The organism is Stenotrophomonas sp. Sm10 (assembly GCF_030985515.1).
Taxonomy (GTDB): Bacteria; Pseudomonadota; Gammaproteobacteria; order Xanthomonadales; family Xanthomonadaceae; genus Stenotrophomonas; species Stenotrophomonas hibiscicola.
Genome location: NZ_JAPTFO010000004.1, coordinates 73,162 through 99,733 on the forward strand (window position 1 = coordinate 73,162; position 26,572 = coordinate 99,733).

Here is a 26,572-nt window from a genome sequence, read left to right on the forward strand (position 1 = left end):
GCCTCGTCTCATCGCAGTTGCGCTGCTGCCCAGTCGGCCAGGGCGTCTACCCGTGCATCGGCCGGGCCATCCGGCCGCGCCAGCACCCAGAAGCCGCCGGTGGCCGCAAACCCCCACGGTGCGACCAGCCGGCCTGCTGCCAGATCTTCGGCCACCAGCGGCTCGGGCGCGATCGCCGGGCCCAGCCCGGCCACGGCTGCTTCCAGCAGGTAATAGAGATGTTCGAAAGCGGTGCCCAGCTGCAGCTTTGACGGGTCCAGGCGGTGTGCCTGCGCCCAGGCGGGCCAAGCCTGTGGACGTGACGTGGTGTGCAGCACGGTTTCCTGCAGCAGTGCCGAGGGCGGTGCCTGCCGCAGCCGCTGCGCCGCCGGATGTGACGGGGCCACCACCACACCGACCCGTTCCGGTGCCAGCTCGCGGACCTGCCAGCCGCGTGGCCACGGTCCCTGCGCCAGCAACAGCACGGCGTCCAGCGCCGCCTGCGCTTCGGTGAAACTGCCGTCCAGCGCCGACCACTGCAGGCGCACGCCGGGCAGGGCGGCCTGCAGGGCAGGCAGGCGCGGAATCATCCAGCGTGCCAGTACGCTGCCGCTGCAGCCCAGTACCAGTGCTGGGGAGGCCGCGGGCCGCCGCAGCTCGCGCACGCAGCCTTCGATCCCGGCGAAGGCCTCGCTGCACGCTGCCTGCAGGCGCGTACCCGCAGCGGTCAGGCGCAGGCCGCGACCGGCACGCTGGAACAGCGCCAGGCCGAGGTGATCCTCCAGCAGCTTCAGTTGCCGGCTGACCGCGCCGTGGGTGACGTGCAGGTCCTGTGCGGCGCGCCCGACGCCGCCAAGGCGGGCAGTGGCTTCGAACGCGCGCAGCGCATTGAGGGGAGGCAGCAGGGAGCGGCTCACGTGAGATTTCCTGACGATATGTGCCAGATAATATCCATTTTCCGGTCATGACCCGTGCGCTAGAGTATCCACCTGTCTGAACCACCGGTCGTATCCATGTCTGCCTCCCCCATTGCCGACTACCACGCCTTCCCGGATGCCCAGGGCCACTTCGGCCGCTACGGCGGCAGCTTCGTCGCCGAAACCCTGGTCGGCCCGCTGCAGGAACTGGCCCAGGCCTATGACCAGGCCCGCCAGGACCCCGCGTTCCAGGCGGCCTATGACCGCGACCTGGCGCACTACGTGGGCCGGCCGAGCCCGATCTATCACGCCCAGCGCCTGAGCGATCACGTCGGCGGCGCGCAGATCCTGCTCAAGCGCGAGGACCTGAACCACACCGGTGCGCACAAGATCAACAACACCATCGGCCAGGCACTGCTGGCCGCACGCATGGGCAAGATGCGCATCATCGCTGAGACCGGTGCCGGCCAGCATGGCGTGGCCAGTGCCACCGTTGCCGCGCGTCTGGGCCTGGAATGCGTGGTCTACATGGGCGCCACCGACATCGAGCGGCAGAAGATCAACGTCTACCGCATGAAGCTGCTCGGTGCGACGGTGGTGCCGGTCACCTCCGGCTCGGCCACCCTGAAGGACGCGCTCAACGAAGCGATGCGCGACTGGGTGACCAACGTGCAGGACACCTTCTACATCATCGGCACCGTGGCTGGACCGGACCCGTACCCGCGCATGGTGCGCGACTTCAATGCCATCGTCGGCCGCGAAGCGCGTGAGCAGATGCTGGCCGAGTACGGCCGCCTGCCCGATGCGATCACCGCCTGCGTCGGCGGCGGCAGCAACGCCATCGGCCTGTTCCACGCCTTCCTCAACGATCGCCAGGTCGAGATCGTCGGCGCCGAAGCCGCCGGTGATGGCATCAGTACCGGTCGCCATGCCGCCTCCATCGCGGCAGGCCGCCCCGGCGTGCTGCACGGCAACCGCACGTACGTGCTGTGCGACGATGACGGCCAGATCATCGAGACCCATTCGGTGTCGGCCGGCCTGGACTATCCGGGCGTCGGCCCGGAGCACGCGTTCCTGGCCGATACCGGCCGCGCGCGCTACCTCGGCATCACCGACGAGGAAGCGCTGCAGGCCTTCCATCTGCTGGCGCATACCGAGGGCATCCTGCCCGCGCTGGAATCCAGCCATGCGCTGGCACAGGCAATCAAGCTGGCGCGTGAGCGTCCGCGTGACCAGATCGTGCTGTGCAACCTGTCCGGCCGCGGCGACAAGGACGTGCACACCATCGCCGCGCGCGAAGGGCTTGTGCTGTGAATCACGTGCTGCGCCACGGCGGGGCGCTGGTGCTGGTGATCGGCATGGGCGGCTGCACGCCGCCCGATCCACCGGTGCTTGCCCCGGCCCCGGCCGCCCCCGCGGCGATCGCCCCGGCACGCGAACCGGCCAGCAACGACGATGAGGCCGCACATCGCCCGATCGAGGGCCCGGCGATGTCCACGGCAGGCGATGGCGGCGAGGACCAGGCGGCCCGGGCGGTGGTGTCGGTGGCCCTGGACCATGCCGGTGAGGTGCTGATCGGCCAGCCCTTCAGCGAACTGCAGGGCGAGGCGCAGTGGCACTCGGCCGGGCTGGGCGAGTCGACCGCTGGGCGTTGCGAGTACTACGAGCGCGGCACGCTGCCCGAGGGCGTGGCGATGATGGTGCAGGACGGCGACGTGGTGCGCTTCGACCTGGCCCCCATCGACGATTCCGGCCAGGTGGTGCTGCAGCCGGGGCCGTTCGGCCTTCATCTGGGCATGCCACGCGCGCAGGCACTCCAGCAGTTGCCCAAGGGCGTTTCCACGCAACCCTATGGTGATGATGCGGAGGCCGGCGAGAGCCTGCTCTGGCAGGACCCCGGTTCCGACCTGGCGATCCGTGTGGAGATCGTCGACGGCACCATCTCCCGAATGTACTGGGGCGCCAGCGGCGCCGTTGACCTGATCGAAGGATGTACCTGACATGTCCGTATCCCGACTCGATGCCTGCTTCCAGCGCCTGCGCGAACAGCAGCGCAAGGCGCTGATTCCCTTCATCACCGCAGGTGATCCCTCGCTGGAAGCCACCGTGCCGGTCATGCACGCGCTGGTCGATGCTGGTGCCGACGTGATTGAACTGGGCGTGCCGTTCTCCGATCCGATGGCCGATGGCCCGACCATCCAGCGTAGTTCCGAACGCGCGCTGGCGCGGGGAGCCGGCAGCCGCTATGTGCTGCAGGCGGTGGCGCAGTTCCGGGAGCGTGATGCGCACACCCCGGTGGTGCTGATGGGCTACCTGAACCCGGTGGAGATCCACGGCTACGCTGCCTTCGCCGGGGCGGCCGTGCAGGCTGGCGTGGACGGGGTGCTGCTGGTCGACCTTCCGCCGGAAGAAGCCGTTGAAGCGCAGCAGGCCTTCGATGCAGCGGGCCTGGCGCTGGTCCTGCTGGCGTCGCCGACCACCAGCCAGGCGCGTGCCGACAAGCTGCTGGCCCTGGCCCGTGGTTACCTTTATTACGTCAGCTTTGCCGGCGTGACCGGCGCCTCCGAGCGCCTGGACAGCGACGCCGCCAGCGCCCGCCTGCAGGCGTTGCGCGCGCGCGCCTCGGTGCCGGTGGTGGCGGGCTTCGGCATCAAGGACGCCGGCAGTGCCGCAGCCATGGCCCGCCAGGCGGATGGCGTGGTGGTCGGAAGTGCGCTGGTGGCGGCGCTGGCCGAAGCGGGCTCGGCTGAAGACGCGGCCCAGCGTGCGCGGGCGTTCCTCGCCCCGCTGCGGCAGGCGCTGGACGCGTAGCGGTAATGCTGGCCGCTGGCCGGCATCGTCCGTACCCACCCGCGTGCAGGGCCGCCGGCCAGCGGCCGGCACCGCGCAGCACCTAAACGTACGTCCCAGCATGGTTTTTCCGGCTGCCCCGTAGCTGGCAAGGGGGTGCACGGCCGGGGAAAGCGGAGCTAGACTGTCCGCCTTTGCGGCCCATGGGCCGCCCTGAACGGAAGTGTCCTCCCGCATGAGTTGGCTCAGCAAGTTGATGCCGTCCGGCATCCGCACCGACAACACCCCCAGCAAGAAGCGCAGTGTTCCCGAGGGCCTGTGGGAAAAGTGCAGCAACTGCGGCAGCGCGTTGTACCGTCCGGAACTGGAAGAGAACCTGGAGGTCTGCCCGAAGTGCGGCCACCACATGGCGATCCGCGCGCGTGCGCGCCTGGCGGCCCTTTTCGACGCCGACAGCACCACCGAGATCGGTGCGCGCCTGGGACCGACCGACCTGCTCAAGTTCAAGGATCAGAAGAAGTACAGCGAGCGCATCAAGATCGCGCAGAAGAACACCGGCGAATACGACGCGCTGATCGCCATGCGCGGCCTGCTCAAGGGCCGTGCGCTGGTCGCCTCGTCGTTCGACTTCGCCTTCATGGGGGGCTCGATGGGCTCGGTGGTGGGCGAGCGTTTCGCGCTGGCCGCAGAAACCGCGGTCGAGATCGGTGCGCCTTACGTGTGCTTCTCGCAGAGTGGCGGCGCGCGCATGCAGGAAGGCCTGTTCTCGCTGATGCAGATGGCCAAGACCTCCGCTGCGCTGGGCAAGCTGCGTGAAGCCGGGCTGCCGTACATCTCGGTGCTGACCCATCCGACCACCGGCGGCGTTTCGGCGTCGTTCGCGATGCTGGGCGACATCAACATCGCCGAACCGCAGGCACTGATCGGCTTCGCCGGCCCGCGCGTGATCGAGCAGACCGTGCGCGAGAAGCTGCCGGAAGGTTTCCAGCGTTCGGAGTTCCTGCTGGAGCACGGTGCCATCGACCAGATCTGCGATCGCCGCGAACTGCGCGACCGCCTGTCCGATCTGCTCGCCATGCTGGGTCGGCAGCCCGCGCCGCAGGTAGCCTGATGGGTGCCCGCAAGTACTTCGGCACGGACGGCATCCGTGGCCGGGTCGGGCAGGGCGTGATCTCGGCCGACTTCGTGCTGCGCCTGGGCAATGCGCTGGGCCGCGTCCTGCTCGCCCAGCGTGGCCAGGACGGACGCCGGCCGATCGTGGTGATCGGCAAGGACACCCGCATTTCCGGCTACATGTTCGAGGCGGCGCTGGAGGCCGGCCTGGTCGCCGCCGGCGCCGACGTGCAGCTGCTGGGTCCGATGCCGACCCCGGCGGTGGCGTTCCTGACCCGCACGCTGGGCGTGGACGCCGGCATCGTCATCAGCGCCTCGCACAACCCGCATTACGACAACGGCATCAAGTTCTTCTCGGCCCAGGGCGAGAAGCTCGACGATGCCACCGAGCTGGCCCTGGAGGCGGCGCTGGACGTTCCGTTCACCACCGCCGAATCGGAAAAGCTGGGCAAGGCATTCCGTGCACGCGAAGCGGTCGGCCGCTACATCGAATTCTGCAAGGCCAGCGTGCCGCGCACATTCGATCTGCGTGGCCTGCGCCTGGTGCTGGATTGCGCGCATGGTGCCACCTACCAGATCGCGCCGCTGCTGTTCCGCGAACTGGGTGCCGAGGTGATCGGCATCGGCGCCGAGCCCAATGGCATCAACATCAACGCCGGCGTGGGCTCCACCCATATCGACAACCTTGCGGCCAAGGTCCGCGAGACCGGCGCCGATCTCGGTATCGCCTTCGATGGTGATGGCGACCGCGTGCTGATGGCCGACGACCAGGGCAACCCGGTCGATGGCGATGACCTGCTGTACATCCTGGCCCGTGCCTGGAAGGCCGAAGGCCGCCTGCGCGGCCCGGTGGTCGGCACGCTGATGAGCAACTATGGCATCGAGAAGGCCCTCGCCGACCTGCAGATTCCATTCGTGCGCAGCAATGTCGGCGATCGCTACGTGCACCAGGCGCTGATCGAAGGCGGTGGTGTGCTCGGCGGTGAAGCCTCCGGCCACCTGCTGTGCCTGGACCGCGCCACCACGGGGGACGGCATCGTCAGCGCCCTGCAGGTGCTGGTCGCGCTGCGCAACAGTGGGCAGACCCTGCGCCAGGCGCTGAAGGGCCTTGCGCGGGTACCGCAGAAGACCGTGAACGTGCGTCTGGGCAATGTCCCGGCCAAGACTGCGGTGCAGTCTGAAAGCGTGCAGTCCGCGCTGGCTGTGGCGCAGCAGGCTGTCGCCGGCCGTGGCCGCGCGTTCTTGCGCCCGTCCGGTACCGAGCCGGTGGTGCGGGTCACGGTCGAGGCCGATGACGCCACGCTGATGCAGGACACGCTGGACCGCCTGTCCGCAGCGGTGCGTGAAGCCGCTGCCTGAAGCGCGTGCATATTCGCACCAACGAAAAACGCCCCGCAAAGCCGGGGCGTTTTTCATTCAACCGGCAGGGGCGTGGTGCTTATGGCCCCGGCACCATCTTCTTCTGGCGCGCTTTGAAGCCATTGAACAGTGGCGCGATCAGCGGGTTGTAGCTCTGCGCGATGCGCTTGCGCAGCCAGCTGGCCGGGCGGTTGCGGATCGCGAAGCGGTAGATGCGCTCCGGATCACCGCCGACCACGTTGCGGCCGAACGGGTGGGTGGTGTGCAGGTAGCGGAAGCCCTGCTCGCGTGCCACCTCGATGTGGTCCTGGTCGAAATCGCCGTAGGGCCAGCACAGCGTATCGGACACCTCGCCGAGCTTGTCCTGCAGGACGTCGCGCGAGATCGCCAGATCCCGGCTGAGGCCCGCACGGCGCTGCGCACGGTCCAGATCGTCGCGGCGCAGCCAGCGGGTGTGGGTGTGGGTATGGCAATGCACTTCGAAGGTGCCGGCGGCAATGGCTGCGCGTGCTTCGCTCCAGCGCATCATCACGTCGTCGCTGCGGTCCTGCTCGTAGATCGCCGCTTCGCAGCCACGATGGTCCGGCGTCGACGGCAGTGCCGCGCCGGCAATGCCGGCGTGCGGACGTTCCGGGCCTTCGCCCATCCAGCCGGTGACCACGAACACCACCGCGTGCATGCCGTACTTCTGCAGGATCGGGTGCGCATACACCCAGTTGTCGAGATAGCCATCGTCGAAGGTGATGACGATCGACTTGCGCGGCACCGGCTTGCCGGCCAGGAAGCCGGCGTACTGCTCCAGCGTCAGTGAGGTCCAGCCATTGGCTGCCAGCCACGCAATCTGGCTTTCGAAGTTCTCCGGCGACACGGTGATCATGCCCGGCGAAGGGCTGACGTGGTGGTGCATCAGCACCGGAACGGTTCGTGCATCAGCCATGTCCCAGCTCCTTCAGCCACTGGTGGTAGTAGTGTTCGGTCGCTTCACCGTGGCCGTCCGGCGTGAAGCGATGTGCGCCGTGCATCCACTCCCAGCCAGCGCGCCCCATCTGCCGTCGCCGTTCCGGGTCGTCCACCAGCAGGCGCAATGCACCTGTCAGGGCGGCATTGTCACCCAAACGGGTGAGGATCGCATTGCTGCCATCGATCACCATCTCCGGCACGCCGCCCACCCGCGTGGCGACGATCGGTACGCCCACGTAGGCCGCTTCCAGGAATACGGTGCCGGCCGCTTCCTTGTGCGAGGCCAGTGCGAAGATGTCGAAGCCGGCCATCAGCCTGCAGGCTCCATCGCGGTAGCCGAGCAGGTGGACTTGGCGCTGCAGCCCGTGCTCGGCGCACATCGCCTGCAGTCGTTCCGTCACGGCCTGGCCATCACCGACAATCACCAGGTGCAGGTCCGGGTTGGCTTTGCACAGCGGCACCATCGCCTGCAGCAGGTCGGCATGGCCTTTGGGCTCACGCAGCACGGCCACGCAGCCGACCACGATGTCCTGCTCGCCGAAGCCAAGCTCGGCACGCACTTCCGCGCGTACGTCCTGCAGGCACTGCCAAGGATCGGCCTTGCGGATATCACTCCAGCGTGGAGGCACCGCGATCGGCGGCACGATACCAATGCGCTCGGCTGGAATGCCGCGGTCGACCAGCAGTTGCTTGACGAAGCTGCTGACGGTCAGCACCCGGTGTGGAAGCTTGGTATAGGTCAGCAACGAGTTGACCGGGCTCATCAGATGGCGCGAGCGCACCACCAGCGGCGTGCCGCCCAGGCGTGCACCGGCGGCGGCGATCAGCGCATCGCGGCGGCTGGTGGTATTGACCACGTCGAAGCGTTCGCGGCGCACCAGCCGCGATACCGACCACATGCCGCGCAGCAGGCGTGCCAGGCCGCCCATGCGCAGCGTATGCACGGTGAATCCGTCCTCGCGTGCCAGTGTGGCCAGGCGTGCATCGGGCTGGCACAGCAATGACACCTCATGGCCACGCGCGCGCATCACCTGCATGTGCCGGAAGATGTAGATCTCCTGCCCGCCCATTCCCTTGGCGGCTTCGGTATGCAGGATGCGCAGCGGACGGTTCATGCAGGATCGGTCCTTGAAGATCAGCGGTTGCGGAAGCGGGTCAGCGCTTCCCATGCAGAGCGGATGGCTGCGGCGTCCGGAGCCTGCTGCGGCAGCGGGCGGTAGTGCCGGTCGAGCGCGGTGGCGTTGCCGAACTTGTCGAATACGTAGATGGCATCGCCATGGCGTACAGCGCGTTGCGACCAGCTCTCCACCACCAGTGCACGTTCGCTGGCGGCGGGCGTGGCCAGCAGGTCCTGGCCGGTACTGAAGTCCGTCAATGCGTTCTCGCAGCCCAGCGCATGGCGCATCAGCGTCGGTACCCAGTCTTCGTGCGAGCTGGTGCGGACGTCGCGGCCAGCAGCCCTGCCTGGCCAATGCAGCACGAACGGGACCTGCAGCTGGTAATCGGAGAAGTTGCCGTTGTGGCCCCAGTAGTTCAGCTTGAGGTCGTTGAACTCTTCGGCATGGTCACCGGTGACCAGCACGATGGTGTCCTCGGCCAGGCCCTGCGCGCGCAGGTCGTCCAGCAGCGAACCGATCAGGCTGTCGGCATAGTGCACGGCAGTGCGGTAGCGGTTGAGTTCCGGCGTCGGGTCGTGGTCCGGGCCGAAGGACAGGAAGTCGATCTCCTTGGCCATCGGCGTGGCTACCGGTGGGTAGCTGGCGGGCAGGTGGTAGCCGGCGTGGGTGGAGTCGAGGAACACGAAGCCGAACCATGGGTGCTGCGCCGCCTGGCTGCTGCGGATGTCATTCCGCAGCGCGGCGACGATGGCTGCGTCGCGCTTGTCGGGGGTCAGGGCGGAAGGGCCCTGGTGCAGCCGGTCGCGCACATCGGCAAATGCCGTGCGATCGAATTCCGGGCTGTACAACGGCGCGCTGCCGTACAGGTGCAGGTCGTAGCCCTGCTGGCCCAGCACCTGGAACAGCTGCGAGCCGCGCTGTTCGTCCAGCATGCTGTGCCAGTAGCCGCCGGGCAGGCCGTAGAGCAGGCCGAACAGGCCGTAGCGGGTGGCATTGCCGGTGCTGAAATGGCGATCGAACACGCGCGCGTCCTGCGCCAGCGCCGACGTGTTGGGCATCAGCTGCGGCGTCAGCACGTCCTGGCGCAGCGATTCCAGCACCACCATCAGCACATTGGGGCGGTGTGGGTTCTGGCAACGCAGGGGCTGGAGCGGATACAGCAGCTGCGCATGGCGCGGGTCGGGCAGGCCCGCCTGCTGTTCGCTTATGACCCCGAGCCTGCGCATGAAGCTCTTGGCGGTGATCGGCTGTGCCCAGGGCAGGTAGTTCCACTGCGCGATGACGGCACGGTCGCCGCGGGCATCGTAATAGGCCGTGGCGGCTTGGCCGCCGGCCATCAGCAGCGCAACGATGGCCCACCCCTGCAGGACCCGGCGGCGGCGCGGCCGGGCGGGCAGCAGCTTCCAGCATGCCCAGGCCAACAGTCCTTCAGCCGTGAAGATGGCGGCCACCAGCAGTCCGGCCTGCAGCCAGGTCTTCCACGACAACGCGACCTGGTCCTGCAGCGCACCGCCGAACACCATGTTCACCACCATGGCATTGAGGTGAAACCGATACAGAGTGAAAACCTTTGCATCAACCAGCAACAGGCACATCCACAGGCCCTGCAGCAGCACGGCGCTGAGGCTCAGGGGGCGTGCGCTGCGCGGCCAAAGGCCCATCAGCAGCGGCAGCAGGCCGGCGAGGGCGCCGAATGCCAGCAGGTGACCGGGCAGGGCAACGGCCAGATAGGCCAGGCCCACGCTGCCCCCCGGGTTGTCTGCCAGCGGTACGTTGCCGAGCGTGATCGCCATGGCCAGCAGCGCGTTGCCGGCCACGAACAGCGACCACCACGCCAGGCGGCGCCAGTGGCGTGCGGGGCCGGAGGGCAGGGCGGTGTCGGCAGAGGGAGCAGCAGGGCGCATGAGGGACTGGGGCGGCGGGTGATGCAGGCGGCGGGATCCCCGGGGTGACGGAATCGTGGGGCCGCGCGCGGGTCGCGCATTGTATCTGTTTGTTTCTTCGTATCGGGTGGCGTCCCCCGGGCGATCTGTCACAATGTTCAGGTGGGCCATGAATGCGCTGGCCCCCCAGACCCAATGACAAGCCAGGAACCGCTGTGAGCCAGATCCCCACCCTCGACATCACCCGTTTCGACAGCGACCGCGAGGCCTTCGTGGCCGAGCTGGGCGCGGCCTACCGCCAATGGGGATTCGCGGGCATCCGCAACCACGGCATTCCGCAGGCCGACATCGATGCGGCCTACGATGCCTTCAAGGCCTTCTTCGCCCTGCCCGAAGAGGTCAAGCGCAAGTACCACGTGGCCGGCAGCGGCGGCGCCCGCGGCTACACCCCGTTTGGGGTGGAGACCGCCAAGGGCTCCAAGCACTTCGACCTGAAGGAGTTCTGGCACATCGGCCGCGAGATCGCCGACGACTCCAAGTACCGCGATGTGATGGCGCCGAACCTGTGGCCGACCGAGGTCCAGGGCTTCCGTGAGCGCGGCTACGGCCTGTACCAGGCACTGGACAACCTGGGGTCGCGCGTCCTGTCGGCGCTGGCCCTGCATATCGGCCTGCCTGCAGACTTCTTCGCCGACAAGACCAACTTCGGCAACTCGATCCTGCGCCCGATCCATTACCCGCCGATCACCACCGACGACATCCCGAACGTGCGTGCTGGTGCCCATGGCGACATCAACTTCATCACCCTGCTGGTCGGTGCCAGTGCCGCAGGCCTGGAAGTGCAGTCGCATGATGGCGAGTGGGTGCCGTTCACGTCAGACGCGGACACCATTGTGGTCAACATCGGCGACATGCTGCAGCGCCTGACCAACCACGTGTATCCGTCGACCATCCACCGCGTGGTCAATCCCCCGGGCGAGCTGGCGCGCCAGCCGCGCTACTCGGTGCCGTTCTTCCTGCACCCGAACCCGGACTTCCTGATCGACGTGCTGCCCTCGTGCATCACCCCGGAGAACCCGAGCCGGTACCCGGAGCCGATCACCGCCCACGGCTTCCTCGAAGAACGCCTGCGCGAGATCAAGCTGAAGTAATGAAGAAGCCGCCGAAAGGCGGCTTTTTCATTACGGGTAGCGCCGGGCCATGCCCGGCGAGCGCAGCGGAGGGTGTTCGGCAGGGTTGCACCCTGCACCCGCAGAGGCCAAAGCCAAAGTCAAAGCCAAAGCGGCTCTGGGGTGTTCCGTGGGGAGGCGGGGAGGTGTCGGATGGCGGGGACGCCGTAAACCCCCAGACCGGCCCAGCCCGCCAATCCAACCGGGCTTTCCGCGACCAACCCAACCAAACTCCCGCCACGAGGCGCTGCGCCGTTGGCTGAAAATCCATGTAACCGCTTACAAGGAAACGGATTTTTGCCGCAGCGGGTATCATGCTCGGCTGACTTCACACAGGAGCCACCCGCTCATGCGCCGCAAGATCGTCGCCGGAAACTGGAAGCTGCATGGCAGCCGTCAATTCGCCAATGAACTGCTGGGGCAGGTGGCTGCCGGGCTGCCGCTGGAGGGGGTGGACGTGGTGATCCTGCCGCCGCTGCCCTACTTGGGGGAGCTGGTCGAGGACTTCGGCGAGACCGGCCTGGCCTTCGGCGCGCAGGACGTGAGCAGCAACGAGAAGGGCGCCTACACCGGCGAGGTCTGCGCGGCCATGCTGGTCGAGGTTGGGGCCCGCTATGGCCTGGTCGGCCATTCCGAGCGCCGCCAGTACCACCATGAGAGCAGCGAGCTGGTCGCGCGCAAGTTCGCCGCCGCCCAGCATGCCGGCCTGGTGCCGGTGCTGTGCGTGGGCGAGACCCTGGAACAGCGCGAGGCCGGGCAGACCGAAGCGGTCATCGCCAGCCAGCTGGCACCGGTGCTGGAGCTGGTCGGCGCGGCAGGTTTCGCCAATGCTGTGGTCGCCTACGAGCCGGTCTGGGCCATCGGTACCGGCCGTACCGCCAGCAAGGAACAGGCACAGCAGATGCACGCGTTCATCCGTGGCGAAGTCGCGCGCATCGATGCTAGAATCGCTGATTCACTGCCCATTGTTTACGGCGGTAGCGTGAAGCCCGACAATGCCGGGGAACTGTTCGCGCAGCCGGATGTCGATGGTGGGCTGGTCGGCGGCGCCTCCCTGGTGGCCGCGGACTTCCTGGCCATCGCACGGGCGGCGGCCGCGAACTAATCCTAGAAGTATTGTCCGAGGGCGGTTTCCAATGCTGATGTTGATCCTCAATGTCGTCTACGTGCTGGTCGCTGTGGCCATGATCGCGCTGATCCTGATGCAGCGTGGCTCGGGTGCGGCGGCAGGTTCGGGCTTTGGTGCTGGTGCCTCGGGCACGGTGTTCGGTGCGCGCGGCGCCTCGAACTTCCTGTCCAAGTCGACCAAGTGGCTGGCCGTGGTGTTCTTCGGCATCAGTCTCTTCATGGCCTGGTATGCCGGTCACGGTAGCCGCCCGGCGGCCGACCAGGATCTGGGCCTGATGTCCGCCCCGGCGGCCAGCGCGCCGGCGGCTCCGGCGGGCGAACTGCCGGCCGTTCCGAAGGCCGATGCGGTCCCGGCCGCCCCGGTTCCGGCGGCGAATGTGCCGGCTCAGGCGGAATCTTCGGTTTCTGGTGAAGAAAAGCCTTCGGAAGGCTCCCAGAAACACTGAAGCCGGTTACAATACGCGGCGCATCGGGAAGATAGTCTGATGTGATCGTTTGCCCAGGTGGCGGAATTGGTAGACGCACTACCTTGAGGTGGTAGCGACGCAAGTCGTAGGGGTTCGAGTCCCCTCTTGGGCACCATTTGTAAGTAAAGCGGGTTCGTCTGGCGCGCAAGGCGCCAGGCAGATTCCCGTCCACTCCCCCATGCCAAAGCGCCTGCAGGCGCGGCGGCAGAGGCAAGAGAGAATCGCTGTGCTGGCCGAATATTTGCCGTCTCTGCTGTTTCTGATCGTTGCCACCGGTATCGGCGTTACGCTGATGCTGGTTGGTCGATTCCTCGGTCCCCGCCGCCCCGATCTGGAAAAGCTCTCGCCGTACGAGTGCGGCTTCGAGGCCTTCGAAGACGCGCGCATGAAGTTCGATGTGCGCTACTACCTGATCGCGATCCAGTTCATCGTCTTCGACCTGGAAATCATCTTCATCGTGCCGTGGACCCAGGTCTTCATGGAACTGGGCGCCCGCTCGCTCATCACCATGGGCCTGTTCGTCGGCATGCTGTTCCTCGGTTTCATTTACGTCTGGAAGAAGGGAGCGCTGGAATGGGAGTGATTCAGACTCTCGATGGCCTCATGAACAACCCCACGCCGGAAGGCCGGGTTGATGACATCCTGCGGCCGGAAGGCGACAACCCGCTGCTGGAGAAGGGCTTCGTCACTACCAGCGTCGATGCACTGCTGAACTGGGCGCGCACCGGCTCGATGTGGCCGATGACCTTCGGCCTGGCCTGCTGCGCCGTCGAGATGATGCACGCCGGTGCCGCGCGCCTGGACCTCGACCGCTACGGCGTGGTGTTCCGCCCGTCGCCGCGTCAGTCCGACGTGATGATCGTGGCCGGCACCCTGGTCAACAAGATGGCCCCGGCGCTGCGCAAGGTCTACGACCAGATGCCGGACCCGAAGTGGGTCATCTCGATGGGTAGCTGCGCCAACGGTGGCGGCTACTACCACTACTCCTATTCTGTGGTGCGCGGCTGTGATCGCGTGGTGCCGGTGGACGTCTACGTCCCGGGCTGCCCGCCGACCGCCGAGGCGCTGGTGTACGGGATCCTGCAGCTGCAGAAGAAGATCTGGCGTACACAGACCATCGCCCGCTGACCCCTTCACCTGACAAGAGCGCGCCAAGCCCCCATGGCAGAGCAAGCATCCTTCATCGACCGACTGTCCGCACGTTTCGCTGGTGCGAAGGTCATCGTGGTCGAACCCCGCGGCGAAGTGACGCTGGAAGTGCCTGCCGCCGAGTGGCACGCCACCGCCCTGGCGCTGCGTGACGAGTTTGGTTTCGAGCAGGCCGTGGATCTGTGCGGCGTCGACTACCTCGGCTACGGCTCCGACGAGTGGGACACCGCCGATGTGTCCTCGCAGGGCTTCAGCCGTGGCGTCGAAGGCAAGGCCCAGGGCCGCTTCGCGTGGGGCGAGTTCCCCACCGAGGAAAACGGTGCCGACGGTGCCCGCCCGCAGCACATGCCGACCCAGCGCTTCGCCGTGGTCGCCCAGCTGCGTTCGTACCAGCACAACCTGATGATGCACCTGCGCTGCTTCGCCCCTGACGAAGCGCTGCCGGTGGTGTCCTCGCTGACCGGCATCTGGCCGGGCCTGAACTGGTTCGAGCGCGAAGCGTTCGATCTGTACGGCGTGATCTTCGAAGGCCACCCGGACCTGCGCCGGATCCTGACCGACTACGGTTTCGTCGGCCATCCGTTCCGCAAGGATTTCCCGCTGATCGGCAATGTCGAAGTCCGCTACGACGAAGAAAAGAAGCGCGTGATCTACGAACCGGTCACCTCGGTGGAGCCGCGTGTCGGCGTGCCGCGCGTGATCCGCGACGACGCCCGTCTGCAGACCGCAGAAGGTGAGCGCGCGCAGGAGGCAGTGAAGTGAGCCACGTACACCAGGCTGGCGAAGCGTTCGCCAGCAACGCCGCCGAAAGCCGGCAGGAAATCCGCAACTACACCATGAACTTCGGCCCGCAGCATCCGGCCGCTCACGGTGTGCTGCGCCTGATCCTGGAAATGGACGGTGAAACCATCATGCGCGCCGACCCGCACGTGGGTCTGCTGCACCGTGGTACCGAAAAGCTGGCCGAGTCCAAGCCGTTCAACCAGTCGATCGGCTACATGGATCGCCTGGATTACGTGTCGATGATGTGCAACGAGCACGCCTACGTGCGCGCGATCGAGACCCTGATGGGCATCGAGGCGCCGGAGCGTGCCCAGTACATCCGCACCATGTACGATGAAATCACCCGCATCCTCAACCACCTGATGTGGCTGGGCTCCAACGCGCTCGACCTGGGCGCGATGGCGGTGATGCTGTACGCCTTCCGCGAACGCGAAGAGCTGATGGACTGCTACGAAGCGGTTTCCGGCGCGCGCATGCACGCGGCGTACTACCGTCCGGGCGGTGTCTACCGCGACCTGCCGGACCACATGCCGAAGTACAAGGAATCGCGCTGGCACAAGGGCAAGGCGCTGAAGCAGCTCAATGCTTCGCGCGAAGGCTCGCTGCTGGACTTCCTGGAGAACTTCACCGTCGAGTTCCCCAAGCGCATCGACGAATACGAAACCCTGCTGACCGACAACCGTATCTGGAAGCAGCGTACCGTCGGCATCGGCGTGGTCACTCCCGAGCTGGCCCATCAGTGGGGCATGACCGGCGTGATGCTGCGCGGCTCGGGCATTGCCTGGGACCTGCGCAAGAAGCGTCCGTACGCCAAGTACGATGCCGTCGATTTCGACATCCCGCTGGGCAAGGAAGGTGACTGCTACGACCGCTACCTGGTCCGCGTTGCCGAAATGCGCGAATCCAACCGCATCATCAAGCAGTGCGTGGCGTGGCTGAAGGCCAACCCGGGCCCGGTGATGGTGAAGAACTTCAAGGTCGCTCCGCCCAGGCGCGAGGACATGAAGGACGACATGGAAGCGCTGATCCACCACTTCAAGCTGTTCAGCGAAGGCTACTGCGTACCGGCCGGCGAGACCTACTCGGCGGTGGAGGCCCCGAAGGGCGAGTTCGGCTGCTACCTGGTCTCCGATGGCGCCAACAAGCCGTTCCGCGTGCACCTGCGCGCGCCGGGCTTCGCCCACCTGTCCTCGATCGATTCGGTCGTGCGCGGCCACATGCTGGCCGACGTGGTGGCGATGATCGGTACCTACGACCTGGTGTTCGGCGAGGTTGACCGGTAATGCCGTCCGCTACGCCAACGCCCGCTGCAGGCAGCCGGCGCAAGCCGGCGCCGCAGTTTCTGGAATTTCACGTTATGCATTTCGCTGAGGTCGGCCGATGAAGGCGACAGGTAATTTCGAGGCGGCGCGCGACGTCGACCCGATGGTGGTGCTGAGCGACAAGACCCGCGCTCACATCGATCACTGGCTGTCCAAGTTCCCGCCGGATCGCAAGCGCTCTGCCGTGCTGCAGGGCCTGCATGCGGCCCAGGAGCAGAACCAGGGCTGGCTGACCGACGAGCTGATCGCCGCCGTGGCCAAGTACCTGGACCTGCCGCCGGTCTGGGCCTACGAGGTCGCCAGCTTCTACTCGATGTTCGAGACCGAGAAGGTGGGCCGCAACAACGTGGCCATCTGCACCAACATCAGCTGCTGGCTCAATGGCGCCGAAGACATCGTGCGCCACTGCGAGAAGAAGCTGGGCATCAAGCACGGTGAATCGACCCCGGATGGCCGCGTCTACCTCAAGCGCGAGGAAGAGTGCCTGGCCGGCTGCGGCGGCGCACCGATGATGGTCATCAACGGTCACTACCATGAGCGTCTGACCCTGGAAAAGGTCGACGAGCTGCTGGACGGGCTGGAGTAAGGGCATGGCACATCACCACGAATCCAAGGGTCCGGTCGGCCCCGCGCCGCTGCCGCACCAGGTGGTCTACACCACCCTGCATTACGACACCCCGTGGTCGTACGAAAGCTACCTGAAGACCGGTGGTTACGCCGCCCTGCGCAAGATCCTCGAAGAGAAGATCCCGCCGGAGCAGGTCATCGAGATGGTCAAGGCCTCGGGCCTGCGCGGCCGCGGTGGCGCAGGCTTCCCGACCGGCCTGAAGTGGTCCTTCATGCCCAAGGGCAACATGCAGAAGTACATCCTCTGCAACTCGGACGAATCCGAGCCGGGCACCTGCAAGGACCGCGACATCCTGCGCTACAACCCGCACTCGGTGGTGGAGGGCATGGCGATCGCCTGCTACGCCACTGGTTCGACCGTGGGCTACAACTACCTGCGCGGTGAATTCCACCACGAGCCGTTCGAGCACTTCGAGCAGGCCCTGGCCGACGCCTATGCGAACGGCTGGCTGGGCAAGAACATCCTCGGCAGCGGCGTGGACATCGACATCTACGGTGCGCTGGGCGCCGGCGCCTACATCTGCGGTGAAGAAACCGCGCTGATGGAATCGCTGGAAGGCAAGAAGGGCCAGCCGCGCTACAAGCCGCCGTTCCCGGCAAACTTCGGCCTCTACGGCAAGCCGTCGACGATCAACAACACCGAAACCTACGGTTCGGTGCCGGCGATCATCCGCAACGGCCCGGAGTGGTTCAAGGGCCTGAGCCTGACCGCCAACGGCGGCCCGAAGTGCTTCTCGGTGTCCGGCTGCGTGCAGAACGGCGGCAACTTTGAAGTACCGCTGGGCACCACCTTCGACGACCTGCTGGAAATGGCCGGTGGCCTGCGTCCGGGCCGCAAGCTCAAGGGCGCGATTCCGGGCGGCGTGTCGATGCCGGTGCTGACCGCGGCCGAGCTGAAGGGCCTGCCGATGGACTACGACACCATCCGTGCGCTGGGCTCCGGCCTGGGTTCGGGGGCCATCGTGGTGCTCGACGACAGCGTCTGCTGCGTCAAGTTCGCCTGCCGCATCAGCCAGTTCTTCCACAAGGAATCGTGCGGCCAGTGCACGCCGTGCCGTGAAGGTACCGGCTGGATGCACCGCGTGCTGGAGCGCATCGTCGCCGGCAAGGCCACGATGGAAGACCTGCACCAGCTGAAGGCGGTGGCCGGCCAGATCGAAGGCCACACCATCTGTGCGTTCGGTGAAGCGGCTGCATGGCCCATCCAGGGCTTCCTGCGCCAGTTCTGGGACGAATTCGAGTACTACATCGTCAACGGTCATTCGATGGTTGACGGCAAGAAGGTGGAGGCAGCCGCCGCATGAGCGCGCAACCCGTAAACCCGAACGTGCCACCAGACCACGTGACCATCGAGATCGATGGCAAGTCGCTGGTCGTGCCCAAGGGTTCGATGATCATCCAGGCGGCCGACAAGGCCGGCATTCCGATTCCGCGCTTCTGCTACCACGAGAAGCTGCCGATCGCCGCCAACTGCCGCATGTGCCTGGTGGACGTGGAGAAGTCGCCGAAGCCGGCGCCGGCCTGCGCTACCCCGGTGATGGACGGCATGAAGGTCGCCACCCGCAGTGAGAAGGCACTGAAGTTCCAGCGCTCGGTGATGGAGTTCCTGCTCATCAACCATCCGCTGGACTGCCCGATCTGCGATCAGGGCGGCGAGTGCGAGCTGCAGGACGTATCGCTGGGCTATGGCCGTTCGGTCAGCCGTTTCAACGAGCGCAAGCGCGTGGTGCCGGACGAGGACATGGGGCCGCTGGTGGCCACCGAGATGACCCGTTGCATCCAGTGCACCCGCTGCGTCCGCTTCACCGCCGACGTTGCCGGTACCTACGAACTGGGTGGCATGTACCGCGGTGAGAACCTGCAGATCGGCACCTTCGACGGCAAGCCGCTGACCACCGAGCTGTCGGGCAACGTCGTCGACGTCTGCCCGGTCGGCGCGCTTACCAACAAGGTGTTCCAGTTCCGCGCCCGCCCGTGGGAGCTGACCGCGCGCGAGTCGCTGGGCTACCACGACGCGATGGGTTCGAACCTGTTCCTGCACGTGCGTCGCGGCGAAGTGCTGCGCACCGTGCCGCGCGACAACGAAGCGGTGAACGAGTGCTGGCTGTCCGACCGCGACCGCTACTCGCACCAGGGCCTGTACAGCGAAGACCGCGCGGTCAAGCCGCTGCGCAAGGTCAATGGCGAGTGGAAGGAAGTGAGCTGGGCCGAAGGCCTGGCCGCAGCCGCCGAGATCCTCAAGGCGAACCAGGGCGACAACCTGGGCGTGCTGGTGCATCCGTCGACCTCGAACGAGGAGGGTGCGCTGCTGGCCCGCCTGGCCAAGGGCCTGGGCTCGGGCAACATCGACCACCGCATCAACAACCGCGATTTCTCCGACGCCGCAACCGCCGAAGTGTTCGGCCTGCCGCTGGCCGAGATCGAAGGCGCCGACCGCATCGTCGTCCTGGGCAGCAACATCCGCCACGAACTGCCGCTGCTGCACGCCCGCCTGCGCAAGGCGCAGACCACCAAGGGCGCGAAGATCCACGTCATCAATCCGGTGGACTTCGACTTTGCCTTCAGCATTGCCGGCAAGCAGATCGTCGCACCGTCCAAGTTCGTCGATGCGCTGGCCAGCAGCGAGCTGCGTTCGGCAGTGCAGGGCGGCAACAACACCGTGCTGATCGTCGGTGGCATCGCCGAGAATCACCCGCAGGCTGCCGCGATCCGCGCCGCGGCGCGTGACTTCGCCGCAGCGACCGGTGCCAAGCTGTGCCGCATCCCGCAGGGCGCCAACGCCGTGGGCCTGACCCGCGCCGGCGTGCTGCCGGCCGGCAAGGACGTCGCCGCGATGCTGGCGCAGCCGCGCCAGGCCTACGTGGTGTACGGGCTGGAGCCGGGCCTGGACTTCGCCGATGCACCGGCCGCGCGCAAGGCGCTGGTGGGTGCCCAGGTGGTGGCGTTCAGCCACTTCGCCTGCGCCTCGACCCGCGACGTTGCAGACGTGATCCTGCCGATCGGTGCGCTGCCGGAAATCGATGCCACCCTTACCAACCTCGACGGTCGCGAGCAGTCGGCCCGTGCCGGCGGCAAGCTGCCGGGCGAGGCCCGTGAAGGCTGGCGCGTGCTGCGCGCCCTGGGCGGCGACATGGCGCTGGCCGGTTTCGACTTCACCGACCTGGCCGGACTGCGTGCCAGCCTGGCCCCCGTGTCGGTCAGTATTGCCGCTTCGGCACAGCCGGCGGTTGCCGGTGAAGGCCTGGAAGTGGCTTCGACCGCCGCGATCTACCGCACCGATGCGGTGGTCCGTCGCGCGCCGGCGCTGCAGTCGCATCCGCTCAGCAACGCCCCGCGCATCGTGCTGAACGCTGAAGATGCCGCTCGCCTGCAGCTGCAGGAAGGGCAGATGGCCAAGGTCGGCACCGATGCCGGCAAGGCCACCCTGCCGGTGGTGGTCGACGCCCGCGTCGCAGCGGGTTCGGTCTGGATTGAATCGGGCCACGGCGCGACCGCGCCGCTGGGTGCCGCTCGCGTATCGGTGGTGGCTGCATGAACGAATTGCTGTTGAACGCGGTCGACCCGCTGCACCAGTGGCTGCTGGGCCTCGGTGACATCGGCGCGCTGATCTGGATCATCCTGAAGATCCTGGTGATCGCCGTTCCGGTGATCATCTCGGTGGCCTTCTACGTGGTCTGGGAACGCAAGCTGATCGGCTGGATGCACGTCCGCCACGGCCCGATGTATGTGGGCATGGGCATCTTCCAGGCCTTCGCCGACGTCTTCAAGCTGCTGTTCAAGGAAGTGGTCCAGCCGAGCAGCGCCAACAAGGCGATCTACCTGCTGGCCCCGCTGATCACCCTGGCCCCGGCCTTCGCGGCCTGGTCGGTGGTCCCCTTCGATTCGCAGATCGTGCTGTCCAACGCCAACGCCGGCCTGCTGTACCTGCTGGCGATGACCTCGCTGGGCATCTACGGCATCATCCTGGCCGGCTGGGCGTCCAACTCGAAGTACGCGTTCCTGGGTGCGATGCGCGCCTCGGCACAGATGATCAGCTACGAAATCGCCATGGGCTTTGCCCTGGTCGGCGTGATGATCGCCTCGGGCAGCCTGAACCTGAGCAACATCGTGATGGCGCAGGCCGGCAGTTCCGGCTTCTTCGACTGGTTCCTGCTGCCTTTGTTCCCGCTGTTCGTCATCTACTGGGTGTCGGGCGTGGCTGAAACCAACCGCGCGCCGTTCGACGTGGTGGAAGGCGAATCGGAAATCGTCGCCGGCCACATGGTCGAGTACTCCGGCGGCGCGTTCGCCCTGTTCTTCCTGGCCGAATACGCGAACATGATCCTGATCAGCTTCCTGATCTCGATCTTCTTCCTCGGCGGCTGGCTGAGCCCGGTCCAGGGCTGGGTCGATTTCGGCAATGTCTCGCCGCTGGTCGACTGGATCTGGAAGGGCGGTGCACCGTGGTTGTTCGTCAAGGTGTTCTTCTTCGCCAGTGCCTACATCTGGTTCCGTGCCAGCTTCCCGCGCTTCCGCTACGACCAGATCATGCGCCTGGGCTGGAAGGTCTTCATCCCGCTGGCCATTCTGTGGATCGCGGTTACCGCCGTCATGGTGTTCTTCGGCGTGATTCAAAAGGGCGTCTAAAGTGATGAACAGGATTACCCATTACTTCAAGAGCCTGCTGCTGCTCGAACTGCTGGCGGGCCTCTGGCTGACGCTGAAGTACAGCTTCAAGCCGAAGTACACGATGATGTACCCGATGGAGAAGTTCCCGCAGTCGCCGCGCTTCCGTGGCCTGCACGCGCTGCGCCGTTACCCCAACGGCGAAGAGCGCTGCATTGCCTGCAAGCTGTGCGAAGCGGTGTGCCCGGCGCTGGCCATCACCATCGACTCGGCCAAGCGCGAGGACGGAACCCGCCGCACCACGCGCTACGACATCGACCTGTTCAAGTGCATCTTCTGCGGCTTCTGCGAGGAAAGCTGCCCGGTGGACTCGATCGTCGAAACCCACATCCTCGAGTACCACTTCGAGAATCGTGGCGAAAACATCGTTACCAAGCCGCAGCTGCTGGCCCTGGGCGACCGTCTCGAAAACGAGATCGCCGAGCGTCGTGCCGCCGATGCCGCTTACCGCTGAGGTCGAGAGATGGATTGGGTAAATATCGCTTTCTGGGTGTTCGCCATCGCGGCAACGGTTTCGGCCGGTGCGGTGATCAGCGTGCGCAACCCGGTTCACGCCGTGCTCTGCCTGGTGCTGACCTTCTTCTCCATTGCCTGCGTGTGGCTGCTGGTGGGCGCCGAGTTCCTCGGTGTGGCGCTGGTGCTGGTCTACGTCGGCGCGGTGATGGTGCTGTTCCTGTTCGTGGTGATGATGCTGGACATCGACCCCACCAAGCTGCGTGAGGGCTGGGTGCGCTACCTGCCGGTCGGCCTCATCGTCGCCGTCGCGATGCTGGTGCAGATGCTGATCCTGATCGGCGTCAAGGCGCGTTCGGCCACGCCGTTCCCGGCCGACAACGCCGCTGCGGTCGCCGCCGACACGTCCAACATCACCTGGCTGGCGCGCACGTTGTTCACCGAGTACCTGCTTCCGTTCGAGTTCGCCGCCGTCATCCTGACCGTGGCCGTGGTTGCTGCCGTGATGCTGACCCTGCGTCGCCGCACCGGCGTCAAGAGCCAGAACCCGGGTGAGCAGACCATGGTCAAGGCCGGCCAGCGTCTGCGCATGGTCAAGATGGGTGCCGAGGCCCCGGTCGTGCACAGCAACAGCAAGCCGGCCACCGGCGAGGAGACCCAGCCGTGATTACCCTTGGCCACATCCTTGCGCTTGGCGCGGTGCTGTTCGCCATCAGCCTGGCCGGCATCTTCCTCAACCGGAAGAACGTCATCGTCCTGCTGATGTCGATCGAACTGATGCTGCTGTCGGTGAACATCAACTTCGTCGGCTTCTCGCGCCAGCTGGGCGATCCGTCCGGCCAGCTGTTCGTGTTCTTCATCCTGACCGTCGCCGCCGCGGAAGCCGCCATCGGCCTGGCGATCCTGGTGACCCTGTTCCGTACCCGCCGCACGATCAATGTCGGCGAAGTCGATTCGTTGAAGGGCTGATCCACAGATGGAAATCACTCTCTCCAAGAGTCTGTTGATCGCAGTGGTGCTCGCACCGCTGTTCGGCAGCATCATCGCCGGCCTGTTCGGTCGCCAGGTCAAGCGCTTCGGCGCGCAGACCATCACCATCCTCGGCGTCGCGGTGGCCTGCGGCCTGTCGATGTACACGTTCTACCAGTTGATGTGGGGCGGCGCGCAGCCGTTCAACCAGAACATCTACACGTTCTTTGAAGTCGGCCAGTATTCGGCGCACGTCGGCTTCATGGTCGACAAGCTGACCGCGATGATGATGGTAGTGGTGACCTTCGTGTCGCTGCTGGTCCACATCTACACGATCGGCTACATGCAGGACGACCCGGGCTACCAGCGGTTCTTCAGCTACATCTCGCTGTTCACCTTCTCGATGCTCACCCTGGTGATGAGCAACAATTTCCTGCAGCTGTTCTTCGGCTGGGAAGCGGTGGGCCTGGTGTCGTACCTGCTGATCGGCTTCTGGTTCAAGCGCCCGACCGCGATCTTCGCCAACATGAAGGCGTTCCTGGTCAACCGCGTCGGTGACTTCGGCTTCCTGCTGGGCATCGCCGGCGTGCTGTGGGTGTTCGGCACCCTGGACTACTCGCAGGTGTTCTCGCAGGCCGGCATGCTGGCTGACCCGCGCGCCCAGCTGCAGATCTGGGACGGCACCATCCTGGGCATGCAGCTGCTGAACGAGCCGGTGATCTGGTCGATCGCCACCGTCATCTGCATCTGCCTGTTCATTGGTGCCATGGGCAAGTCGGCCCAGGTCCCGCTGCATGTGTGGCTGCCGGACTCGATGGAAGGCCCGACCCCGATCTCGGCACTGATCCACGCCGCGACGATGGTGACAGCCGGTATCTTCATGGTCACCCGCATGTCACCGCTGTTCGAGCTGTCGCAGACCGCGCTGAACTTCGTGCTGTTCATCGGTGCCACCACCGCGTTCTTCACCGGCCTGATCGGCATCGTGCAGAACGACATCAAGCGCGTCGTCGCGTATTCCACGCTGTCCCAGCTGGGCTACATGACGGTTGCACTGGGCGTGTCGGCCTATTCGGCCGCCGTGTTCCACCTGATGACCCACGCCTTCTTCAAGGCCCTGCTGTTCCTGGGCGCCGGCTCGGTCATCATCGCGATGCACCACGAGCAGGACATGCGCAAGATGGGCGGCCTGCGCAAGTACATGCCGATCACCTTCATCACCATGTGGATCGGTACCCTGGCGCTGGTGGGTACGCCGTTCTTCTCCGGCTTCTACTCGAAGGACACCATCATCGAGGCGGCCGAGCTGCACGCGCACCTGTCCAACAACTGGGTGGCCACCTACAGCTACTGGGCCGTACTGGGCGGCGTGATCGTCACCAGCTTCTACAGCTTCCGCCTGCTGTTCCTGACCTTCCATGGCAAGGAACGATTCCGCGACACGCATGATGACCACGCGCATGGCCATGGCCATGACGAGCACCATGCCGCCGACGCCCACCACGGCGATGCGCATCACGACGACCACGGCCATGGCCACGGTCCTCATGAGCCGCACGAAACCCCGTGGGTGGTGACCCTGCCGCTGATCCTGCTGGCCATCCCTTCGATCGCCATCGGCTTCTTCAGCATCGGTCCGATGCTGTATGGCACCGACTGGGCCGGCCACCACGCGCACGACGCCATCAAGGGACAGGCGCATACGTTCTTCACCGGCATCGTGGACTTCTACGATCCGGCCAAGAACACCATCGGCTTCCTGGGCGAGGAGTTCCATGGCCCGGTCGCGTTCGCGCTGCACGGCATGATGGCGCCGGCGTTCGTGCTGACCGTTGCGGGCTTCCTGCTGGCCGCACTGTTCTACCTGTGGAAGCCGGACCTGTCGGGCAAGGCCCGCAAGACCTTCGCTCCGCTGGTTTCGGTGCTGGAAAACAAGTACGGCTTCGACAAGCTGTGGATCGATGGCTTTGCCGGTGGCAGCGTCAAGCTGGGCAAGGTCTCGCGCTGGATCGACAGCAACATCGTCGACGGCGTGGTCAATCTCTCGGCACGTGTTGTGGACGTCGCAGCCGGCGTGCTGCGTCGTACCCAATCCGGTTTCCTCTATCACTACGCCTTCGCGATGATCATCGGCCTGATTGCCCTGCTGGGCGTGCTGATGCATTACCTGCGTTGATGACCTGTACGGAATAAGAAGACGTGTCGAACTGGCCTCTACTCAGTGTCCTCATCTGGCTGCCGATCATCGGTGGTGCCCTGATTCTTGCGATCCGTGATGCGCAGACCGCCCGCTGGGCGTCGCTGGGCGTAGCGGTGCTGACGTTCGTGGCGAGCCTCTCGCTGCTGAGCGGCTACAACGCGGGCGTCGACGGTCTGCAGTTCGTCGAGACCCACGCCTGGATCCCGGCGTACAAGATCGGCTACAACCTGGGCGTGGACGGCATTGCCGTGGCGCTGATCCTGCTGACCACCCTGGTCAGCGTGCTTGCCCTGATCGGCGCCTGGAGCGCCATCGACAAGCGCGTGAACCAGTACGTGGCGGCCTTCCTTATCCTGGAAGGCGTCACCGTGGGCATCTTTGCTGCGACGGACGCGATGCTGTTCTACGTGTTCTTCGAAGCGATGCTGATTCCGATGTTCCTGATCATCGGTGTCTGGGGCGGCCCGCGCCGCATCTACGCCGCGCTGAAGTTCTTCCTGTACACCTTCCTCGGCTCGGTGCTGATGCTGGTGGCGCTGATCTACCTGTACATGAAGGGCGGCAGCTTCCAGCTGGCCGACCTGTACGCACTGCCGCTGTCGGCCAAGGAACAGACCTGGATCTTCTTCGCCTTCCTGATCGCCTTCGCGGTCAAGGTGCCGATGTTCCCGGTCCACACCTGGCTGCCGGATGCCCACGTGGAAGCGCCGACCGCCGGTTCGGTGATCCTGGCCGCGATCGCCCTGAAGATCGGTGGCTACGGCTTCCTGCGCTTCAACCTGCCGATCGTTCCGGACGCGTCGCAGGAATGGGCCTGGCTGGTGATCGCGTTGTCGCTGATCGCAGTGATCTATGTCGGCCTGGTCGCCCTGGTGCAGGACGACATGAAGAAGCTGATCGCCTACTCGTCGATCGCGCACATGGGCTTTGTCACCCTCGGCACCTTCATCGCCCTGTGGCTGGTGCGTGAAGCCGGCAACGCCGATGCCGCCCGCCTGGGCCTGCAGGGCGCCATGGTGCAGATGATCTCGCACGGCTTCGTGTCCGGCGCCATGTTCTCCTGCGTCGGCGTGCTGTACGACCGCATGCACAGCCGCCGCATCGCCGATTACGGCGGCGTGGTCAACGTGATGCCGTGGTTCGCCACCTTCGCCATGCTGTTCTTCATGGCCAATGCTGGCCTGCCGGGTACCAGCGGTTTCGTCGGCGAGTTCATGGTCATCCTCTCGGCCTTCCAGCGTAATCCGTGGATCGCCCTGGGCGCGGCCACCACCCTGATCATCGGCGCCGCCTACACCCTGTGGCTGTACAAGCGCATCTTCTTCGGCGAAGTGGCCAACAGCCATGTGGCCGAACTGAAGGACATCAACGGCCGCGAATGGCTGGTGCTGGGCGTGTTCGCCATCGGCGTGCTGGCCCTGGGCATCTACCCCAAGCCGCTGACCGACCTGATGGAGCCCTCGATCGCGAAGCTGGCGATGCAGATCGCATCCAGCAAGCTGCTGTAATTCCAGGATTTGA

25 protein-coding genes and 1 tRNA gene are annotated in these 26,572 nt (G+C 66.0%); 22 read left to right on the forward strand and 4 right to left on the reverse strand.

Features of this window, described 5'->3' with window-relative positions; genetic code table 11:
• Positions 1–8: 8 nt before the first annotated feature.
• Positions 9–896 (reverse strand): LysR family transcriptional regulator, encoded by an 888-nt coding sequence (locus tag O0J15_RS02145; protein ID WP_180876551.1) that lies wholly within the window; start codon positions 894–896, stop codon positions 9–11.
• Positions 897–992: 96 nt separating this feature from the next.
• On the opposite strand from O0J15_RS02145, the gene trpB reads away from it, so the two are divergent.
• The 5 genes from trpB to glmM all read left to right on the forward strand — a co-directional run bounded on the left by trpB (position 993) and on the right by glmM (position 6,158).
• Positions 993–2,210, forward strand: coding sequence for a tryptophan synthase subunit beta (gene trpB, locus O0J15_RS02150; RefSeq protein ID WP_308305004.1), 1,218 nt, complete (start codon positions 993–995; stop codon positions 2,208–2,210).
• The gene (locus O0J15_RS02155) at positions 2,207–2,896 is read left to right on the forward strand and encodes a hypothetical protein (RefSeq protein ID WP_308305005.1); all 690 of its coding nucleotides are present in this window, start codon (positions 2,207–2,209) and stop codon (positions 2,894–2,896) included. The genes trpB and O0J15_RS02155 overlap by 4 nt, the downstream gene beginning before the upstream one ends.
• A 1-nt stretch (position 2,897) precedes the next feature.
• Positions 2,898–3,707: a tryptophan synthase subunit alpha gene (gene trpA / locus O0J15_RS02160; protein WP_019660594.1), complete on the forward strand. Its 810-nt coding sequence runs from the start codon at positions 2,898–2,900 to the stop codon at positions 3,705–3,707.
• A gap of 214 nt (positions 3,708–3,921) precedes the next feature.
• Positions 3,922–4,797: an acetyl-CoA carboxylase, carboxyltransferase subunit beta gene (gene accD, locus O0J15_RS02165; protein WP_019660593.1), complete on the forward strand. Its 876-nt coding sequence runs from the start codon at positions 3,922–3,924 to the stop codon at positions 4,795–4,797.
• Positions 4,797–6,158, forward strand: coding sequence for a phosphoglucosamine mutase (gene glmM, locus O0J15_RS02170; protein ID WP_164144880.1), 1,362 nt, complete (start codon positions 4,797–4,799; stop codon positions 6,156–6,158). The genes accD and glmM overlap by 1 nt, the downstream gene beginning before the upstream one ends.
• Positions 6,159–6,237: 79 nt before the next feature.
• Here the strand turns inward: glmM and O0J15_RS02175 are convergent, their stop codons facing one another.
• The 3 genes from O0J15_RS02175 to O0J15_RS02185 are packed head-to-tail and all read right to left on the reverse strand — an operon-like array spanning position 6,238 to position 10,140.
• A complete protein-coding gene (locus O0J15_RS02175) occupies positions 6,238–7,095 on the reverse strand; it encodes a polysaccharide deacetylase family protein (protein ID WP_021203418.1) in 858 nt (285 codons plus the stop codon).
• A complete protein-coding gene (locus tag O0J15_RS02180) occupies positions 7,088–8,233 on the reverse strand; it encodes a glycosyltransferase family 4 protein (protein ID WP_058981121.1) in 1,146 nt (381 codons plus the stop codon). Before O0J15_RS02180 ends, O0J15_RS02175 begins: the two co-directional genes overlap by 8 nt.
• Before the next feature lie 20 nt (positions 8,234–8,253).
• Positions 8,254–10,140, reverse strand: coding sequence for a sulfatase-like hydrolase/transferase (locus O0J15_RS02185; protein WP_308305006.1), 1,887 nt, complete (start codon positions 10,138–10,140; stop codon positions 8,254–8,256).
• Between the two features lie 152 nt (positions 10,141–10,292).
• On the opposite strand from O0J15_RS02185, the gene O0J15_RS02190 reads away from it, so the two are divergent.
• From O0J15_RS02190 to O0J15_RS02270, 17 genes are all read left to right on the forward strand, one after another.
• Positions 10,293–11,270: a 2-oxoglutarate and iron-dependent oxygenase domain-containing protein gene (locus tag O0J15_RS02190; protein ID WP_308305007.1), complete on the forward strand. Its 978-nt coding sequence runs from the start codon at positions 10,293–10,295 to the stop codon at positions 11,268–11,270.
• Positions 11,271–11,637: 367 nt separating this feature from the next.
• A complete protein-coding gene (gene tpiA / locus O0J15_RS02195) occupies positions 11,638–12,393 on the forward strand; it encodes a triose-phosphate isomerase (RefSeq protein ID WP_308305008.1) in 756 nt (251 codons plus the stop codon).
• Between the two features lie 31 nt (positions 12,394–12,424).
• Positions 12,425–12,862: a preprotein translocase subunit SecG gene (gene secG / locus O0J15_RS02200; RefSeq protein WP_019660586.1), complete on the forward strand. Its 438-nt coding sequence runs from the start codon at positions 12,425–12,427 to the stop codon at positions 12,860–12,862.
• A 51-nt stretch (positions 12,863–12,913) separates the two neighbouring features.
• Positions 12,914–12,998, forward strand: a tRNA-Leu gene (locus O0J15_RS02205).
• A gap of 111 nt (positions 12,999–13,109) precedes the next feature.
• Positions 13,110–13,466 carry an NADH-quinone oxidoreductase subunit A gene (locus O0J15_RS02210; RefSeq protein ID WP_010486426.1) on the forward strand — a complete coding sequence of 119 codons (357 nt, stop codon included), beginning with the start codon at positions 13,110–13,112 and terminating at the stop codon, positions 13,464–13,466.
• Positions 13,457–14,011 (forward strand): NADH-quinone oxidoreductase subunit B family protein, encoded by a 555-nt coding sequence (locus tag O0J15_RS02215; protein WP_005410463.1) that lies wholly within the window; start codon positions 13,457–13,459, stop codon positions 14,009–14,011. Before O0J15_RS02210 ends, O0J15_RS02215 begins: the two co-directional genes overlap by 10 nt.
• 33 nt (positions 14,012–14,044) lie before the next feature.
• Complete coding sequence (locus O0J15_RS02220; protein WP_005410462.1) at positions 14,045–14,794, forward strand: NADH-quinone oxidoreductase subunit C; 750 nt, start codon at positions 14,045–14,047, stop codon at positions 14,792–14,794.
• Positions 14,791–16,098 carry an NADH-quinone oxidoreductase subunit D gene (locus tag O0J15_RS02225; protein WP_005417935.1) on the forward strand — a complete coding sequence of 436 codons (1,308 nt, stop codon included), beginning with the start codon at positions 14,791–14,793 and terminating at the stop codon, positions 16,096–16,098. Before O0J15_RS02220 ends, O0J15_RS02225 begins: the two co-directional genes overlap by 4 nt.
• 97 nt (positions 16,099–16,195) lie before the next feature.
• Positions 16,196–16,723, forward strand: coding sequence for an NADH-quinone oxidoreductase subunit NuoE (gene nuoE / locus O0J15_RS02230; RefSeq protein WP_014647867.1), 528 nt, complete (start codon positions 16,196–16,198; stop codon positions 16,721–16,723).
• A 4-nt stretch (positions 16,724–16,727) separates the two neighbouring features.
• Positions 16,728–18,068 carry an NADH-quinone oxidoreductase subunit NuoF gene (gene nuoF / locus O0J15_RS02235; protein WP_005417934.1) on the forward strand — a complete coding sequence of 447 codons (1,341 nt, stop codon included), beginning with the start codon at positions 16,728–16,730 and terminating at the stop codon, positions 18,066–18,068.
• Positions 18,065–20,299: an NADH-quinone oxidoreductase subunit NuoG gene (gene nuoG / locus O0J15_RS02240; RefSeq protein WP_134729864.1), complete on the forward strand. Its 2,235-nt coding sequence runs from the start codon at positions 18,065–18,067 to the stop codon at positions 20,297–20,299. The genes nuoF and nuoG overlap by 4 nt, the downstream gene beginning before the upstream one ends.
• Positions 20,296–21,390 (forward strand): NADH-quinone oxidoreductase subunit NuoH, encoded by a 1,095-nt coding sequence (gene nuoH / locus O0J15_RS02245; RefSeq protein WP_021202065.1) that lies wholly within the window; start codon positions 20,296–20,298, stop codon positions 21,388–21,390. Before nuoG ends, nuoH begins: the two co-directional genes overlap by 4 nt.
• Positions 21,391–21,394: 4 nt before the next feature.
• Positions 21,395–21,883 carry an NADH-quinone oxidoreductase subunit NuoI gene (gene nuoI, locus O0J15_RS02250; protein ID WP_005410456.1) on the forward strand — a complete coding sequence of 163 codons (489 nt, stop codon included), beginning with the start codon at positions 21,395–21,397 and terminating at the stop codon, positions 21,881–21,883.
• Positions 21,884–21,892: 9 nt separating this feature from the next.
• A complete protein-coding gene (locus O0J15_RS02255; protein ID WP_019660582.1) occupies positions 21,893–22,549 on the forward strand; it encodes an NADH-quinone oxidoreductase subunit J in 657 nt (218 codons plus the stop codon).
• On the forward strand, positions 22,546–22,851 hold the full coding sequence (gene nuoK / locus O0J15_RS02260) for an NADH-quinone oxidoreductase subunit NuoK (RefSeq protein ID WP_005417921.1): 306 nt from the start codon (positions 22,546–22,548) through the stop codon (positions 22,849–22,851). The genes O0J15_RS02255 and nuoK overlap by 4 nt, the downstream gene beginning before the upstream one ends.
• Positions 22,852–22,858: 7 nt before the next feature.
• Positions 22,859–25,027 carry an NADH-quinone oxidoreductase subunit L gene (gene nuoL, locus O0J15_RS02265; RefSeq protein WP_308305009.1) on the forward strand — a complete coding sequence of 723 codons (2,169 nt, stop codon included), beginning with the start codon at positions 22,859–22,861 and terminating at the stop codon, positions 25,025–25,027.
• 23 nt (positions 25,028–25,050) lie between these two features.
• A complete protein-coding gene (locus O0J15_RS02270) occupies positions 25,051–26,559 on the forward strand; it encodes an NADH-quinone oxidoreductase subunit M (protein WP_019660580.1) in 1,509 nt (502 codons plus the stop codon).
• The last annotated feature ends 13 nt before the right edge of the window (positions 26,560–26,572 follow it).

What these genes read in the sequence shown, in the direction of transcription:
- trpB (WP_308305004.1), top strand. Translation starts at nt 993, where the DNA reads ATGTCTGCCTCCCCCATTGCCGACTACCACGCCTTCCCGGATGCCCAG.
- trpA (WP_019660594.1), top strand. Translation starts at nt 2,898, where the DNA reads ATGTCCGTATCCCGACTCGATGCCTGCTTCCAGCGCCTGCGCGAACAG.
- accD (WP_019660593.1), top strand. Translation starts at nt 3,922, where the DNA reads ATGAGTTGGCTCAGCAAGTTGATGCCGTCCGGCATCCGCACCGACAAC.
- glmM (WP_164144880.1), top strand. Translation starts at nt 4,797, where the DNA reads ATGGGTGCCCGCAAGTACTTCGGCACGGACGGCATCCGTGGCCGGGTC.
- O0J15_RS02175 (WP_021203418.1), bottom strand. Translation starts at nt 7,095, where the DNA reads ATGGCTGATGCACGAACCGTTCCGGTGCTGATGCACCACCACGTCAGC.
- O0J15_RS02180 (WP_058981121.1), bottom strand. Translation starts at nt 8,233, where the DNA reads ATGAACCGTCCGCTGCGCATCCTGCATACCGAAGCCGCCAAGGGAATG.
- O0J15_RS02185 (WP_308305006.1), bottom strand. Translation starts at nt 10,140, where the DNA reads ATGCGCCCTGCTGCTCCCTCTGCCGACACCGCCCTGCCCTCCGGCCCC.
- O0J15_RS02190 (WP_308305007.1), top strand. Translation starts at nt 10,293, where the DNA reads ATGCGCTGGCCCCCCAGACCCAATGACAAGCCAGGAACCGCTGTGAGC.
- tpiA (WP_308305008.1), top strand. Translation starts at nt 11,638, where the DNA reads ATGCGCCGCAAGATCGTCGCCGGAAACTGGAAGCTGCATGGCAGCCGT.
- secG (WP_019660586.1), top strand. Translation starts at nt 12,425, where the DNA reads ATGCTGATGTTGATCCTCAATGTCGTCTACGTGCTGGTCGCTGTGGCC.
- O0J15_RS02215 (WP_005410463.1), top strand. Translation starts at nt 13,457, where the DNA reads ATGGGAGTGATTCAGACTCTCGATGGCCTCATGAACAACCCCACGCCG.
- O0J15_RS02220 (WP_005410462.1), top strand. Translation starts at nt 14,045, where the DNA reads ATGGCAGAGCAAGCATCCTTCATCGACCGACTGTCCGCACGTTTCGCT.
- nuoE (WP_014647867.1), top strand. Translation starts at nt 16,196, where the DNA reads ATGAAGGCGACAGGTAATTTCGAGGCGGCGCGCGACGTCGACCCGATG.
- nuoF (WP_005417934.1), top strand. Translation starts at nt 16,728, where the DNA reads ATGGCACATCACCACGAATCCAAGGGTCCGGTCGGCCCCGCGCCGCTG.
- nuoG (WP_134729864.1), top strand. Translation starts at nt 18,065, where the DNA reads ATGAGCGCGCAACCCGTAAACCCGAACGTGCCACCAGACCACGTGACC.
- nuoH (WP_021202065.1), top strand. Translation starts at nt 20,296, where the DNA reads ATGAACGAATTGCTGTTGAACGCGGTCGACCCGCTGCACCAGTGGCTG.
- nuoI (WP_005410456.1), top strand. Translation starts at nt 21,395, where the DNA reads ATGAACAGGATTACCCATTACTTCAAGAGCCTGCTGCTGCTCGAACTG.
- O0J15_RS02255 (WP_019660582.1), top strand. Translation starts at nt 21,893, where the DNA reads ATGGATTGGGTAAATATCGCTTTCTGGGTGTTCGCCATCGCGGCAACG.
- nuoL (WP_308305009.1), top strand. Translation starts at nt 22,859, where the DNA reads ATGGAAATCACTCTCTCCAAGAGTCTGTTGATCGCAGTGGTGCTCGCA.